Source organism: Aquimarina longa SW024, assembly GCF_001401755.1.
Taxonomy (GTDB): domain Bacteria; phylum Bacteroidota; class Bacteroidia; order Flavobacteriales; family Flavobacteriaceae; genus Aquimarina; species Aquimarina longa.
Genome location: NZ_KQ474099.1, coordinates 765,601 through 780,468, shown reverse-complemented (window position 1 = coordinate 780,468; position 14,868 = coordinate 765,601). Strand labels below are relative to the sequence as shown.

The following is a 14,868-nucleotide window of genomic DNA, read 5'->3' as shown; positions in this document are numbered from 1 at the left end:
GGTTTTATAACTGATGAGGTATAGCGAATAAAATAGAAAATGTATTTACTCGAAGAAAAAATATATTTCTGGTTGTTACTGAGTATCCCCGTGCTAATAGTGCTCTTTTTAGGAGTTTTAGTATGGAAAAAAACAGTTCAGAAAAAGTTTGCAGATGCAGCATTGCTTAAAAAATTAAGTCCTGATCAATCGATCTTTAAATCTATACTAAAGATTGTAGTAATCAGTTTGGCATTAGCATGTATGGTCATTGCTTTGGTTAATCCTAAGATAGGTACAAAATTAGAAACCGTAAAACGAGAAGGAGTAGATGTTGTTTTTGCGATGGACGTTTCCAAAAGTATGCTAGCAGAAGATATAGCACCCAATAGATTAGAGAAATCTAAACAGTTGGTAACTCAGATTATTAATAATCTGGCAAGCGACCGTATTGGGATTATTGCATATGCAGCTAGTGCATTTCCGCAGTTACCAATTACTACCGATTATGCATCCGGAAAGATGTTTCTACAATCTATGAACACAGATATGTTATCCTCGCAGGGAACTGCAATTTATGAAGCTATAGAACTGGCAAAAACATATTATAATGATGATGAACAAACCAATAGAGTGCTGTTTATTATAAGTGATGGAGAAGATCATGGAGGAAACATAACATCTATTGCAGAAGAAGCTGCCAAAGAAGGAATTAAAATTTTTACGATTGGAGTAGGATCAGAAAAAGGAGCTCCTATACCTATAAAACGTAATGGTATTGTGCAGAGCTATAAGAAAAATAGTCAGGGAGGTACTGTAATTACCAAATTAGTCCCGACAACTTTACAGGATATTGCTAATAAAGCAAATGGCACATACATTGATGGTAGAAATACAAATGAGGTTGTAGAAGAAGTGACTACAATTCTACAAGGTATGGATAAGAAAGAATTCGAAGCCAAGCAGTTTGCAGATTTTAAAGATCAATTTCAATGGTTTTTGATGGCAGGATTATTATTATTATTTTTAGATACCTTCTTATTAGAAAGAAAAACATCTTGGGTTAAAAAACTAAACCTATTTAATGAGCAATAATAGATTTTCAATAAAACAATACTAAAATAAGGATGTGCTATATAAAAACAAGGAGATAGATGTTGACGATTAAAATAAATATAAATTAAACTGATGAAAAAGATTTTAAGTATCATAGTATGTCTTCAAGTTGGGATTGTTTTTTCTCAGGAAGAAGATCGCGATGAGATTATCAATAAAGCAAACCAGTTTATAGCAATAGGCAATGATGTTTTGGTAGAAGATGGTAATTTTCCTAAAGCAGAAGGAGAGTACAGAAAAGCGATTGCTAAGAACCCCATAAATCCAATAGCAAAATATAACTTAGCAAATGCTTATTATAATTCAGAAAAATATGATGAGGCAACACTGCGTTATACAGAAGCAGCAAAAGTAGCAACAGCAAAAGAAGAAAAACATAAAGCATTTCATAATCAGGGAAATACCTATATGGAGCAAAAAAAATATAAAGAAGCAGTTGAGTCTTATAAAAATGCACTTAGGAATAACCCTAAAGATGATAAAACACGATATAACCTAGCATTAGCTAAAAAAATGTTAGAGCAACAGCAGCAACAGAACGATCAGAATAAAGACGATAAAAATAAGGATAAAGACCAAAATAAAGAGCAGAACCAAGATAATAAGGATCAGAAAGAAGGAGACGATAAAAAAGATAAAAAGGGAGATGAAGGAGATAAAGAAAAAGACAAAGGAGAGGATCAAAAAGATGAAGGAGATAAAGGAGACAAGGAAGAAGATAAAAAAGATAAAGGAGATAAGGAGAAAAATGATAAGGGAGAGCCTAAAGATGATGAAAAAGGTAACGGAGAAGATCAAGAAAATAAAGAAGGAGAACCTAAAGATCAACAACCCCAACAAGCACAGGGTAAACTATCTCCGGAACAAGTTAAAAGTATACTCGAAGCTATGAATAATCAAGAAAAGAAAGTTCAGGATAAGATTAATGCTAAAAAAACTCAAGGATCAAAAGTAAAAACAGATAAAGACTGGTAAATACATAATTTAATGAAGCTAAAACTAATTTTTCTAACACTATTTTTAACCACAATACAGTTTGCATTAGCTCAGGTAAAATTTGAAACTAAGGTAAGCAAGAAAAAGTTGGGTGTAAATGAAAGATTACGAGTAGATTTTGAAATGAATAAAGATGGAGACAATTTTACACCTCCTTCTTTTTCGGGATTTACAGTTGTAGGAGGCCCAAACCAATCTATTAGTAATTCGTGGATTAATGGAAAACGATCCTATACTAAGACATTTAGTTATTTTTTACAACCTACACGTAGAGGAAAATTTACAATACAACAAGCAACTATACAGGTAGAAAATCAAACCTATAAAACATTACCTCTTAAGATTGAAGTTACAGGTGCAGTAGAAAAACCAAAAGATGGGAATAATACAGATTTTGTAGCAAGTGAAAACTTACACCTTATCGCCGAAGTTTCTAAATCAGATCCTTACATAAATGAAGCCATCACAGTTGTATATAAATTATATGTTAGCCCACGGATTAGTGTAAGCAACTGGAGAGAGTTAGATAGCCCTAAGTATAGTGATTTTTGGAGTCAGGCTGTTGATATGAAGCAGCTTAAAATAGAAAACGGAGAGTATAAAGGAGAGCCTTATCGTTACGTAGTTCTTCGTAAAACAGTATTATATCCCCAAAAAACAGGAAAACTTAATATAGAACCTCTTACACTAAATGTTGCTGTAGATGTTCCCACCAAAAGAAGAGATTTCTTTGGAGGAAGATTATATAGTACAGTAAATAAAACAGTAGCAGCAGGGAGTAGAACAATACATGTAAAGCCGTTGCCAATAGAAGGAAAACCAGATGATTTTTCTGGCGCCGTAGGAAATTTTAGTTTTAAAGTAACAACGAATAAAACACAATTAGATGCTACAGAATCCTTAGATGCTAAGGTTGTAGTCTCTGGTAATGGTAATTTAAAACTCTTTGACTTACCAAAACTTAATGTGCCTAAAGGTTTAGAGCAGTATGAGCCACAGCACAATGAAAAAGTACGAACAAACCTTACCGGTATGAGCGGTGATATATCTGATATATATACCTTAGTGCCGCAATATAAAGGGAAATATCCAATACCATCAGTTTCGTTTTCTTATTTTGATCTTAAAACCAAAACATATAAGAGAATTACATCAGATGAGATTATAATTAATGTAAAGAATGGTCCTGATGGAGGAAATAATGTAACCTCCACAGAATCGCAGACTACAAGTAAAAAAGTAGTAACACAAGTAGGAAATCAATTTCGGTTTTTAAAATTAAATCCCAATCTTGAGCCTATACAAAAAACACATTTTTTTAAATCTACAAAATATTGGTTGTCATTAACAGTTCCATTATTAGCAATTCCTTTATTTCTGTTCTTTGGAAAAAAGAGAGAAGAAAGATTAAGTGATATAAGTGGCAATAGAATTAGAAAGGCTGACAAATTAGCCAGAAAATATCTTTCTGAAGCCAAAAAGAATTTAGGAAACCAAAAAGAATTTTATATCGCTATGGAACGAGCATTGCATAATTATCTAAAAGCAAAGTTGCATATCCAGACTAGTGATATGAGTAAGGATCGTATACAGCGATTATTAAAAGAACGAAACGTTGAAGATACCATATCTATTGAGTTTATTGCACTGTTAGAAAGTTGCGAGTTTGCTCGGTATACACCATCCTCTACTTCAGCAATGCAGCAGGATTATGATAAAGCCTCTAGAGTCATCTCAACAATAGATAAACAACTATAAATGTATGAAGAGAATAGTTGAACTACTTATTATATTAAGTATAACAATAGGTTTTTCTCAGAATGAAGAATCATTTCAGAGAGGAAACTCATTATATAATCAAGAAAAATATCAAGAAGCTATTGATGCATATACATCGATCTTAGATTCTGGAAAAGAATCGGCCTCATTATACTATAATCTTGGAAATGCACATTATAAATTAAGTAATGTTGGTCCTAGTATTTTTTATTTTGAAAAAGCTTTAGCCTTGGCACCTAGTGATGAAGATATAAAAAACAATCTTGCATTTGCCCAGAAAGCAACAATAGATGCAATTGATATCATCCCAGAAGGATTTGTTTCTAGAACAGTTAAGAAAATTACGAATACATTTAATTTTGATGGCTGGGCATGGCTTTCAGTAGGATGTGTGATTCTTTTCGTTATCTTATTTATTGTATACTATACTACTCAAGAAACCTCAAAAAAAAGAATGTTTTTTGTAAGTTCTTGGCTCTTACTAATTGGAGGACTATTTGCAATATTCTTTGCCTTTAGCCAGTATAATTATATTAAAAATAATCAGTTCGCTATTATTTTTGCCCAAGAAACCACTATAAAAAGTGAACCAAATCTTAGAAGTGAAGAAGTTTTTACACTTCATGAAGGAACTAAAGTAAGAATCACAGAGGAAGTAAATGATTGGAAAAAAATTAAACTAGCAGATGGTAAGATTGGTTGGATTCCTACGACAGATTTAAAAGAATTATGATTACATTCTAAAATTTGCAATTCATTAACAACATTTAAAAGTAAGAGGGTTACTTTTGTCCTTTAATTTTTTAAGTATTGATTATTAAACTTCATATAGCAAAATTTTTAATTTTATTAGGGTTCTTTTTGAGTCTAACGAATTATGCTATTGAATTAATAGCCTTCTATAATGAAGGTGAACATGTAATTGCTATTAGTTTTGAAGATACCGAAGAAAATACAAATCCTTTAGAAAAAGAAAATTCTGAAAAAGAGGGTTATAAAGAAAATGATAAGATTTCTCAATACTATATAGATGAGATAGCTGCGGTAGCGAAATTAAGTAGTAACCACTATCCAGAATTTTATATTCAAAATTCTTCAGTATTCTTAGAATATACTACCCCACCACCTGAAATCGTATAACCAATAAATCAATACTCTCGTAGCAAACTCATAAGAGATGCTTCTAGAAAAAATGATGTTCTCGAGAGCCTTAGGAAACTAACCTTCTAAATAAGAAGTTAAAACACTTTTTAACCACTCTGTAGAGGTGTTTTTCATAGTGAAATAATAAAATCAGGAGATATCGTTTTCAAAATTTAAAAACATAATATCAATCATTGAATTGTTTTTTTAATGAATAAATGCTAAATTTTATCTCCAATTGATCATACAGATTTAAAAAAAAATACATGAAAACGCAAACTAAAGAAACGCAATCAAAGATGACACCAGAGATGTCATTAACATATTTACAAGAAGGTAACCAGCGATTTTTAAAAAGTCAAAGAACCGATCGAAATTTATTAGAACAAGTTAAAGAGACTAATGGAGGTCAATACCCTTTTGCAGCTGTTCTTAGTTGTATAGACTCTAGAGTACCGGTAGAGATTGTTTTTGATCAAGGAATAGGAGATCTTTTTAGTGCAAGAGTAGCAGGTAACTTTGTAAACGAAGATATTTTGGGAAGTATCGAGTATGCATGTAAAGTAGCAGGATCTAAATTAGTAGTTATTTTAGGTCATACAAGCTGTGGTGCAGTAAAAGGAGCCTGTGATGATGTTAAACTAGGTAATATTACAGGACTACTAAACAAGCTTAAACCTGCTGTAGAAACAGTAAAAGAACCAAAAGATGTAACACTTAGAAACTCTAGTAATATCGAATTTGTAAATAATGTTTCTAAACAAAATGTGATGTTAACCATAGAGAATATGAGAAATGGAAGCGAGGTTTTAAAAGAACTAGAAACTAATGGAGATATACAGATTATAGGTGCTATGTATCATGTAGATTCTGGAGTGGTTGAGTTTTATAAATAATCATAAGAAATAAAAAAAGTATGAAGATTAAAGAGCTGTTTAGCAATTTTAAAGGAGATGCATTTGGAGGACTGACGGCAGGTATTGTAGCATTACCATTAGCATTAGCATTTGGAGTATCTTCAGGATTAGGTCCTAGCGCAGGACTATATGGAGCAATTTTTATTAGTTTTTTTGCAGCACTGTTTGGAGGAACAAATACCCAGATTTCTGGTCCTACAGCGCCAATGACAGCAGTGAGTATGCTAGTAATTGCAGGATTAATCGGAGCTAATGATGGAGATGTGGAGAAAGCATTGCCTGCTATTCTAACTGTATTTCTTATGGCTGGATTATTACAAATAGGATTAGGAGTAATAGGAATCGGAAAATATATTAGATATATCCCGTATCCCGTAGTATCTGGTTTTATGACAGCAATTGGAGTCATGATTTTGATCACCCAATTTTTACCCGCACTAGGATATTACCCAAAGGAAGATGCGGCATTTGTAGATGCATTTAAACCTCAGGCAGAAGAGGTGATCCTAGATAAAATTCTTAAAGAAGAGGCTGGAGAAGGTATTCTAGTACTCGAAGATTTTAAAGAAACTATAAAAAGAGCAGAAACAATTTCTAAAGAAGAAATAGCTCTAGAAGCAGTAACCTTAGCAAGTAATGACGCTTCTGGCGTAATAGGAGCAATCAAAAGTTTACCCAATGCATTGTCTAAAATTAATTATTTAGAGCTAATACTTTGTTTAGTAACTATAGTTATTATTTATGGGTTTAAACGAATTACAACCGCAGTACCAAGTACTTTAGTAGCATTAATATTAGTTTCTGGAGTTGCTTATGGTTTTGGTTTAGGATATCGACCAATAGAGGAAATACCTAGTGGATTTCCGATACCCAATCTATCCATATTTTCTAATTTTAGTCTAGGAGCTATAACGCCTTATATTTTTACAGCATTATCCTTGGCATTTTTAGGAGCTATTGATTCTCTGTTAACATCAGTTGTAGCAGATAATATGACTAAAACTAAGCATAAACCAAATAAAGAATTAATAGGACAAGGAATAGGTAATAGTATCGCAGCTCTTTTTGGAGGAATCCCTGGAGCAGGAGCAACAATCCGAACAGTAGTTAATATCAATGCAGGAGGAAGAACCAAATTATCAGGAATGGTAGCAGGTATTATGTTGCTAGTCGTATTATTAGCTTTAGGACCAGTAGCATCACAGATTCCTGCAGCAGTATTGGCAGGTATTCTAATCACAGTAGGGATTGGAGTAATGGATTATAAAGGGCTTAAAGCTATACCATATATGCCAAAAATAGAAGTTGCAATAATGATTATTGTTTTGGTATTATCTGTATTCTGGAACTTGGTATATGCTGTAGGGATTGGTTTGGTAATAGCTTCTTTGATCTTTATGAAAAAAATGGGAGATGTTACTGCAAGCGAATCCAAAGTAGAATCATTAGATGGATTAGAACGTAATAATAATGGAGAAAAGCTCTGGAAAGATGAAATTAACTTTCCAAAAGAACTTAAAGAAGAGATATTTATTAAGCACCTTAATGGTCCTGTATTTTTTGGGTTTACAAGCGAGCTACAGCAATTAGCTACTCAGATACCCGAATCTGCTACTCATGTAATTCTTAGAATGGATAGAGTACCTTATATGGATCAGTCAGGATTATATACACTAGAGGAGATTATTTTAGGTCTCGAACAAAAAGAAATTCATACATATATTGTAGGTATTCAAAAACAGCCTTTATATCTAGCAAAGAATATTGATATTATTCCGGATTTAATATCAGAAAATTGTGTCTTTGAAGATTTTGATTCCTGTATAACCTATTTAGGAAGTATTGTAGTAGATACTGTAAAATAGTAATTAGATATAACCATCTCCTAAGTTTACTTAAGAGGTGGTTTATTTTTTTTAGATATTAAATTTGATTGTTGCTCCCAGAATCATTGTATCTGTTCGAATAACTATCTACTATTTTTTTTCTAATTGAAGTATAGACTTCAAAACCATTAACCCCCTTATTTAAGAGCCTTTAAAGGCTTCAATACATCAGAAAATAGTATATTAGATTTGTTTCCGTTTTTAATAGTTTATATTTTAAAACTATTAATTGGTGTTTTCTGTAGAAGAGAAAAAGTAAAATAAAAAAACCGCCTAATTTTTTAGGCGGCCATTTTAATTTTAATTTTATTTGGAGTTAAAATCAAGAGTATACTTCTCTTGTATATTATTAGAGGTTTTTTTAATAACCTCTAAATGTTTTTGATCTGTCATGTATAAACATAAATCGTCTTTAGTTTTAAATTTTGAGAATAATATTAGGTCACCGTCTTTTATATAGCTATTCAAAATATTACTCTTCTCTATAAGATCAAAATGTAAAAGATATGGTAAATCTTTTAGTTTTATAAGTTCTTTTTTTATAGTATTGACAGATTTAATATCATTTTCAATAAGCTTAAAAATTACAATATGAATGATCATATATCCTAATTTTTAATCCATGTTCCATGATTTATCTCAGCTGTAAATCCTGGGCCAAATGCAGCCATTATACCTTTATCACCATTTTTTCTGGTTTTAGAATTAAATTCATGATTTAAAACATCTAGAATGACACCACTGGCTATATTTCCGTGATTTTTAAGGCTTTCTCTACTTTTTGAGACATTCTCTTCTACCAGATCTAAGTTAGAAACTAATTCGTCTAAGATTTTTCTGCCTCCTGTATGGAATATATGGAAATCTAAATCATTAACATTTTTATTAGAGTATCCATTAATTAACTTTTCCATTATAGGAGCTACATCTTTGATACTATGCATAACTTCTTTATCTAATCCAAAATGAAAACCTGTAGATTTTACATCATACTTGATATAATGATCAGAATCTTTTTTTACATAAGAGTCGATGTTTTCAATCAAATACCCTTCATCACCATTTTCTGGAATACCTTTTATAATACATCCTGAAACTGCATCACCAAACAAACAATTAGATATTAAAGAAGATATTTTATCATCTTGCGGTTGGAATAATAAAGAAGAAAATTCGACTGATACCAATAGCACATTATGATCAGGATAGGCTTTAATATATTCATGGGCTCTATTTAAAGCCCAAGCTCCTGCTGCACATCCCAACTGAACAACTGGGAGTTGTTTTGTGTTTGGTCTAAAATCTAAATCACTAATTAAGTGAGATGTTAAAGATGGCATCAAAAAACCAGTACAAGAAACCACAATAAGTAAATCAATATCTTTTGGCTTCATTTTATTGTCTGATAATATTTTTTGAGTAACCTCAGTGGCCATTTTTAATCCTTGATCTTTATAGAGCTTATTCCTATATTCAAATCCAGGATGGGTAACTACTTGGTTAATAGGTGAAAGAAGATTTCTGTTTTCTACTTGAGTATTTCGTATCATACGTTCTACAGTATCCCACTTGGGGTGATAAGGAAATAAATCTTTTAAAACATCAATCATTTGTTTTTGATTGATTTGATGATTTGGAAAAACCACGGTAGGTTTTGTTACTAATGACATATTTTGTGTCTTTAAGAGTTAATAATTTTCAATAGGTCATAGTTGAGAAGACTTGTTTACAAAGATTAACTTTTTTAACAACAGCGATTTTAATTAGACTAAATTATGTTAAAGTCATAAATATTTTTAAATAAGAATTTGAACTTTGGATTTTAAAACATTTAAGATTAAAATTGTTGCTAATTAAGATTAAGAAATAAATATGGAAAATATAGATTGGATCGAATTACTTGGATATACGGCCTCGATATTTATAGGCATTAGTATTACTATGAATTCTTTAATTAAGCTTAGAGTTGTAAATCTTATTGGAGCATTTTTATTGGGTATTTATGGGGTGCTTATAAATTCTATACCAGTAGTAGTGCTAAACTTTTTTATTGTAATAACAAATATTTATTTTCTTTATAAACTCCTTAGAAAAAAGGACATTAGAAATTCATTTTAGACAAACTAAATGCCTGTGTTAAATAACTCTATTTACAAGTAGAAGATTAGAATCACAACAAAAAACTAGATAATAAATTATCTCCTGTTTTCTCTTTGTGGCTTCTTTTTGGATGACACAAAACTAAAACCTAAAAAGAAACTGTCGACTATGTAGCTTGTCTAACGATTATGGATCATTAGAATTTTCGGTATTCAATATGCTAGGTAATACCATTGGAGCTAACTTACGTACAGGATCATATAAAACAGATGATGCTAGAGTTTCTTTTTTAAGTATCGTAATATTTTTATTTATAGCATCAACAAAAATAAAAAGCACACTAGCTATAAATGCCATTTTTAATATTCCAAACGCACCACCAAGAATTTTATTTAGAATCCCCAGTGCAGCAAAATCTGCAATTTTAGTAAGGATCTTACCTGCTAGAGAAACTAATATAACTACAGTGATAAATGTTATGGCAAAAGCAGCTAGTTTCATACTTCCTTCTTGCCAATCTACATAATTCTTTAAATACTCCCCTACAATATGAGAAAAATGAACAGCAATGTATATACCAACTACTAGAGCAACTAAGGATGCTAACGAAGAAAATAGCCCTTTACTAAACCCTTTTATCAATCCCCATAATAAGAAAATCCCTAAAATAATATCAATATAATTCATTAGTAAATAGTTATTTAATTCCAAATATAATTCTTTCTGTGCATAACTGCACTTTCAACCTTAATTTGACATAAAAAATTGGGTTTATAGTATATAAAAAGCAGAATATTTAGTGAATTAAAATGTTGTTTTACAGTTTATTAAATTCATTCTTATTATTATTTCCAAAGATAAAATTACTGGGATATTTTGTTCTATTGATGATTTATGTGCTGATTATGAGCCTGCTATGTGAAAAAGGCAAGTTACTAGAGGTAAAAAGACCAGAAATCGAAAATTTAGGATGTCTATAAGCGAGATAGTTACGATTACTATATTGTTTCATTTAAGTGAAATAAGAACCTTTCTACTAAATCCTTAGATTGAATTCAGGGTATAAGATATTCTCTTTAATTTAGTATTAGTTTTTTTCAGTTAAGCATTACCTTTGTATCGCTTAACTTTTGGTAAGATCTGGTTGTAAAAATGATAATGTACAGAGCGTATTCAAAACTATTGATCAAATTAATTAATTCCTTAGAAAAAAGGAATTTTTATTAATTACCTAAAGCATGTTTGATGATTATAATTAATTAATGACTATGTATGGCCAGAGATGAAAAATTAAAAGAACGCTGGGAGATTTTAGTAACAAAACTATCAGATCAGTTTTCAGAAGGAGAAGACCTTGATCTTGATGGGATCATATATCTTATAGGAGTACAAGAATTAGGTCAGATACATCGTACATTTAAGAAAGATGAAAAATTGGATTTAATGCATATTGCGATATGTCGACTTTTAGAACCTTATGGATATTATGAGTTTGATTATTATGATGATGATGGCTGGCCACATTATCAGGTTAAGGAACAATTGCCCAATCTTAGAGCCGGAGAACAAACTGTTTTGATGAAAGAAGCAATTGTAAACTATTTTCTAAGTAGTCAATATATAGCGTAGGTATACACAATAAAAAATAATGTTTAGTTCATGAAAAAAATAAGCTCAGTATTAGTGATTATTATTTCTATAGCCATTTTTTCTTGTGGTTCTGATGATGTGAAAACTCCAGATCCAATCATTGGAGTTTGGACACTTTCTGAAAGATTTCAAAACGGATCTACCGTTGAACTGACAAATTGTAAATTAAAAAACGCAATTATAGTAATGCCTGACGGAACCTTTGAATCTAAATTTTATAAAAAGCAAAGTAATAATACATGTGAGTTATATCTGGAATCTTCTGGAACCTGGAAAAGTTTGGGAAACAATACATACACACTAATAGAAGATGAAAAAGACCCTTATACAAGTGAGATAAATGAAGATGGCAGCATTCTTTCGTTAAATGATAGTTTTGAATTTCAGGGAGGTATAAACACATTAAAAGAAGTATTTACTAAGCTATAATATACGTTGTATTATAAAAAAGTACTCTTTTATAATAAGTACTGAAAGGGGGGGATATATGATGACTTTTTATACTTCTAAAAGAATAATCACAAATAATAAATATCATCTTTATTATATTAGCTTTAATGTTTAAATCTACTATTCCATTAACCTAAATTATGTAAATTTGCTGTTCTATTAAGAATATAGTGATGATTGATAAGATAAAAGAGTATATAGCAGAAGTAGATGCATTCAAGGCCAAAACTAAAGAGGACGTTGAAACATTTAGAATTAAATTTTCGGGAAAAAAAGGAGTAATCAATGAATTCTTCTCAGAATTTAGAAATGTCGCTAATGACCAGAAAAAAGAATTTGGACAAGCTATTAATGCTCTTAAAGTAGCTGCAGAAGGAAAAGTTAAGAATTTAAAAGAGGAATTAGAATCCAAAGATGAAGAAAAAGGAGTTTATGGAGATCTTACCCGACCTGCAGAACCTATAACTTTGGGATCACGTCACCCTATTTCTTTAGTAAAAAATCAGATTATTGATATTTTCTCTCGTATCGGTTTTAATGTAAGCGAAGGACCTGAAATAGAAGATGATTGGCATAATTTTACAGCACTAAATTTACCAGAATATCATCCTGCTCGTGATATGCAGGATACATTTTTTATTCAGACTGATCCTGATATTTTATTACGTACACATACCTCATCTGTTCAGGTACGATATATGGAAAATAATAAACCTCCTATTCGTACAATCTCTCCAGGGAGAGTATATCGTAATGAAGCTATTTCTGCGCGATCACATTGTTTTTTTCATCAAGTAGAAGGATTATATATCGATAAAGATGTGTCATTTGCTGATTTAAAACAAACACTACAATATTTCACAACCGAAATGTTTGGAAAATCTAAAATCAGATTACGCCCATCATATTTTCCGTTTACTGAACCAAGCGCAGAAGTGGATGTATATTGGGGGTTAGAAACCGAAACAGATTATAAAATGACCAAAGGAACAGGTTGGTTAGAGATTATGGGGTGTGGAATGGTAGATCCCAATGTGCTTAAGAACTGTGGGATAGATCCAGTAGAGTATAGTGGTTTTGCATTTGGAATGGGAATTGATCGTATTGCCCTTTTATTATATGGGATATCTGATATTCGACTGCTTAGTGAAAACGATGTGCGTTTTCTAGAACAGTTTAAATCTTCATTATAGTTTCTTTATGAAAAAAGATATTGAAATCCCTATTGTAAAAAATGTTTATATCGCTGTAATCAAAGAATGGGATGAAGAATTCTTAGCTAAAAACTGGAATTCCTATATTGTTAATGATAGAGATACTTCTATCGAAATGGTCTTAGTGGTGACCAAAGGATACGATGAAAACAGAAAGACATCGTTATTACGTCATGGTATTGGAACAATAGAAGCTAAGTCTTCTGCTAAGATTGAAATGATTCAAGAAGAATTACTTTCTATGAATAATGAGTTTGTTGTGACTTTTTTTGCTGATGATAAGTTATATGATAAAAGCTACCTTTTTAGAAGACATACGATAAACGAAAATGCATATCAGGATATACCAGTAATGAATCTACGAGGAGTTTTGGCCAAATAAGAATTAGCATAGCTTGATTTTTGTATTAAATTAGTTTTAGAAATTGTGCTCATATATAATATTTCTTAAATAGAGAACTTCTAGATAGTATTGTATACTCTGATGCTTTATAACCTGAACTCGATCTAAGGATTTTAGCAAAACAGTGCTAATTGTGATGTGTTTTCAGTTTCAAATTTAATAGCTGGTTTCTTTTCTTGAAAACAATAAGCAATAAGGCTAGCGACAAGATTGGTAATAAAATTACCAAAGCTTCTATGTCTGGAATGTTCTGCTTGAGCAATGTTTTTTAATTGATCATTTATAGTTTCAATTACGGATCTTTTCCTTAGTAGTATCTTATCTCTCATTGTCATTAATACATTTTTCATATTATTTTTAATATTAGTCACTAAATGCAATCCTTGATCGAATAATATCGAAGTTAATTCCTTAGATATATAGCCTTTATCGGCATATAAACTTCCAAATATTTTCTTTAGAAAGTTGTCTCTTTTCAAAGGCGTCCTATCATCTACATTGGCCTGAGTAATAATGAAATCAAGGAGTTCACCTTTATCGTTAATAATGATATGAAGCTTGAAACCATAGAACCATCCCATTGTTGATTTTCCTATAGTAGCAATATCTTTAAAGACTTTATTATTGCTAATTCTCTTATTCTTGCAAGCTCTAATTGGAGTCGAATCTATAAAAGAAATACCTGTACACTCTCCCAAACAACAAGTCTTCAAAAACAGAGTCAAAGGCATTAGATTAGATTGCATTAATTCTACAAAACGATTATAAGAAACAGTATTAGGAAATTCACTTTGTAATTGTTGTTGCACATATAAAATATAGAAATGTTTAAAAGTTCGTATCCCACTTAAATGAAACAATATCGTAATAGTTACTATCTCGCTTGTAGACATCCTAAATTTTCGATTTCTGGTCTTTTTACCTGTGGTAACTTGTCTTTTTCGCATAGCAGGCTCATAAACAGCACAAAAATCATCAATAGAACAAAATATTTCAGTAATTTTATCTTTAGAAATCATAAGCAGAATAATTTTAGTTAATTGGAATTCAGTACTTTAATTTACTAAATATTCTGCTTTTTCTATACTATAAAATCTGTTTTCTTACGTCGAACTCAGGTTTATAAACTATGTAACTCTATATTTCCTTATACTATGCTTTTATAATTTTAAAAAATCACTATTATCTTCGTGTTAAAAAAAGAGCGTTTTAATACAGTAAGATTATTTGATGCA

Annotated in this window: 16 protein-coding genes and 1 pseudogene; 13 read left to right on the top strand and 4 right to left on the bottom strand. The window is 30.9% G+C overall.

What is annotated here, in order from left to right; genetic code table 11:
* Positions 1-39 precede the first annotated feature (39 nt).
* From N456_RS12265 to N456_RS12235, 7 genes are all read left to right on the top strand, one after another.
* On the top strand, positions 40-1,074 hold the full coding sequence (locus N456_RS12265) for a vWA domain-containing protein (RefSeq protein WP_062057307.1): 1,035 nt from the start codon (positions 40-42) through the stop codon (positions 1,072-1,074).
* Between the two features lie 93 nt (positions 1,075-1,167).
* Positions 1,168-2,070, top strand: a complete 903-nt coding sequence (locus tag N456_RS12260; protein ID WP_062057305.1) for a tetratricopeptide repeat protein — start codon at positions 1,168-1,170, stop codon at positions 2,068-2,070.
* Between the two features lie 12 nt (positions 2,071-2,082).
* Positions 2,083-3,849, top strand: coding sequence for a BatD family protein (locus N456_RS12255; RefSeq protein WP_062057303.1), 1,767 nt, complete (start codon positions 2,083-2,085; stop codon positions 3,847-3,849).
* A gap of 4 nt (positions 3,850-3,853) precedes the next feature.
* Complete coding sequence (locus tag N456_RS12250; RefSeq protein WP_062057301.1) at positions 3,854-4,603, top strand: tetratricopeptide repeat protein; 750 nt, start codon at positions 3,854-3,856, stop codon at positions 4,601-4,603.
* 77 nt (positions 4,604-4,680) lie between these two features.
* On the top strand, positions 4,681-5,010 hold the full coding sequence (locus N456_RS12245) for a hypothetical protein (RefSeq protein WP_062057299.1): 330 nt from the start codon (positions 4,681-4,683) through the stop codon (positions 5,008-5,010).
* A gap of 269 nt (positions 5,011-5,279) precedes the next feature.
* The gene (locus N456_RS12240; protein WP_062057297.1) at positions 5,280-5,909 is read left to right on the top strand and encodes a carbonic anhydrase family protein; all 630 of its coding nucleotides are present in this window, start codon (positions 5,280-5,282) and stop codon (positions 5,907-5,909) included.
* Between the two features lie 26 nt (positions 5,910-5,935).
* The gene (locus N456_RS12235; RefSeq protein ID WP_062057534.1) at positions 5,936-7,795 is read left to right on the top strand and encodes a SulP family inorganic anion transporter; all 1,860 of its coding nucleotides are present in this window, start codon (positions 5,936-5,938) and stop codon (positions 7,793-7,795) included.
* Between the two features lie 327 nt (positions 7,796-8,122).
* On the opposite strand, the gene N456_RS12230 is transcribed toward N456_RS12235, so the two are convergent.
* Both N456_RS12230 and N456_RS12225 read right to left on the bottom strand, forming a co-directional pair.
* Positions 8,123-8,419: a Dabb family protein gene (locus N456_RS12230; RefSeq protein WP_062057295.1), complete on the bottom strand. Its 297-nt coding sequence runs from the start codon at positions 8,417-8,419 to the stop codon at positions 8,123-8,125.
* Positions 8,420-8,424: 5 nt separating this feature from the next.
* A complete protein-coding gene (locus tag N456_RS12225) occupies positions 8,425-9,486 on the bottom strand; it encodes a type III polyketide synthase (RefSeq protein WP_062057293.1) in 1,062 nt (353 codons plus the stop codon).
* 202 nt (positions 9,487-9,688) lie between these two features.
* On the opposite strand from N456_RS12225, the gene N456_RS25410 reads away from it, so the two are divergent.
* On the top strand, positions 9,689-9,934 hold the full coding sequence (locus N456_RS25410) for a YgjV family protein (RefSeq protein ID WP_062057291.1): 246 nt from the start codon (positions 9,689-9,691) through the stop codon (positions 9,932-9,934).
* A gap of 168 nt (positions 9,935-10,102) precedes the next feature.
* Here the strand turns inward: N456_RS25410 and N456_RS12215 are convergent, their stop codons facing one another.
* Positions 10,103-10,603, bottom strand: coding sequence for a CvpA family protein (locus tag N456_RS12215; protein ID WP_062057289.1), 501 nt, complete (start codon positions 10,601-10,603; stop codon positions 10,103-10,105).
* Between the two features lie 157 nt (positions 10,604-10,760).
* On the opposite strand from N456_RS12215, the pseudogene N456_RS25405 reads away from it, so the two are divergent.
* From N456_RS25405 to N456_RS12195, 5 genes and pseudogenes are all read left to right on the top strand, one after another.
* Positions 10,761-10,949: pseudogene (locus N456_RS25405) on the top strand (IS982 family transposase); the annotation flags it as partial.
* Positions 10,950-11,188: 239 nt separating this feature from the next.
* On the top strand, positions 11,189-11,545 hold the full coding sequence (locus N456_RS12210; RefSeq protein ID WP_062057287.1) for a hypothetical protein: 357 nt from the start codon (positions 11,189-11,191) through the stop codon (positions 11,543-11,545).
* A gap of 30 nt (positions 11,546-11,575) precedes the next feature.
* Complete coding sequence (locus N456_RS12205; protein WP_062057285.1) at positions 11,576-11,995, top strand: lipocalin-like domain-containing protein; 420 nt, start codon at positions 11,576-11,578, stop codon at positions 11,993-11,995.
* A 194-nt stretch (positions 11,996-12,189) separates the two neighbouring features.
* The gene (pheS, locus tag N456_RS12200; RefSeq protein ID WP_062057283.1) at positions 12,190-13,209 is read left to right on the top strand and encodes a phenylalanine--tRNA ligase subunit alpha; all 1,020 of its coding nucleotides are present in this window, start codon (positions 12,190-12,192) and stop codon (positions 13,207-13,209) included.
* Between the two features lie 7 nt (positions 13,210-13,216).
* Positions 13,217-13,612, top strand: a complete 396-nt coding sequence (locus tag N456_RS12195) for a hypothetical protein (RefSeq protein WP_062057281.1) — start codon at positions 13,217-13,219, stop codon at positions 13,610-13,612.
* Positions 13,613-13,746: 134 nt separating this feature from the next.
* Here N456_RS12195 and N456_RS12190 read toward each other — a convergent pair whose 3' ends face one another.
* Positions 13,747-14,652: an IS982 family transposase gene (locus N456_RS12190; protein WP_062053312.1), complete on the bottom strand. Its 906-nt coding sequence runs from the start codon at positions 14,650-14,652 to the stop codon at positions 13,747-13,749.
* Between the last annotated feature and the right edge of the window lie 216 nt (positions 14,653-14,868).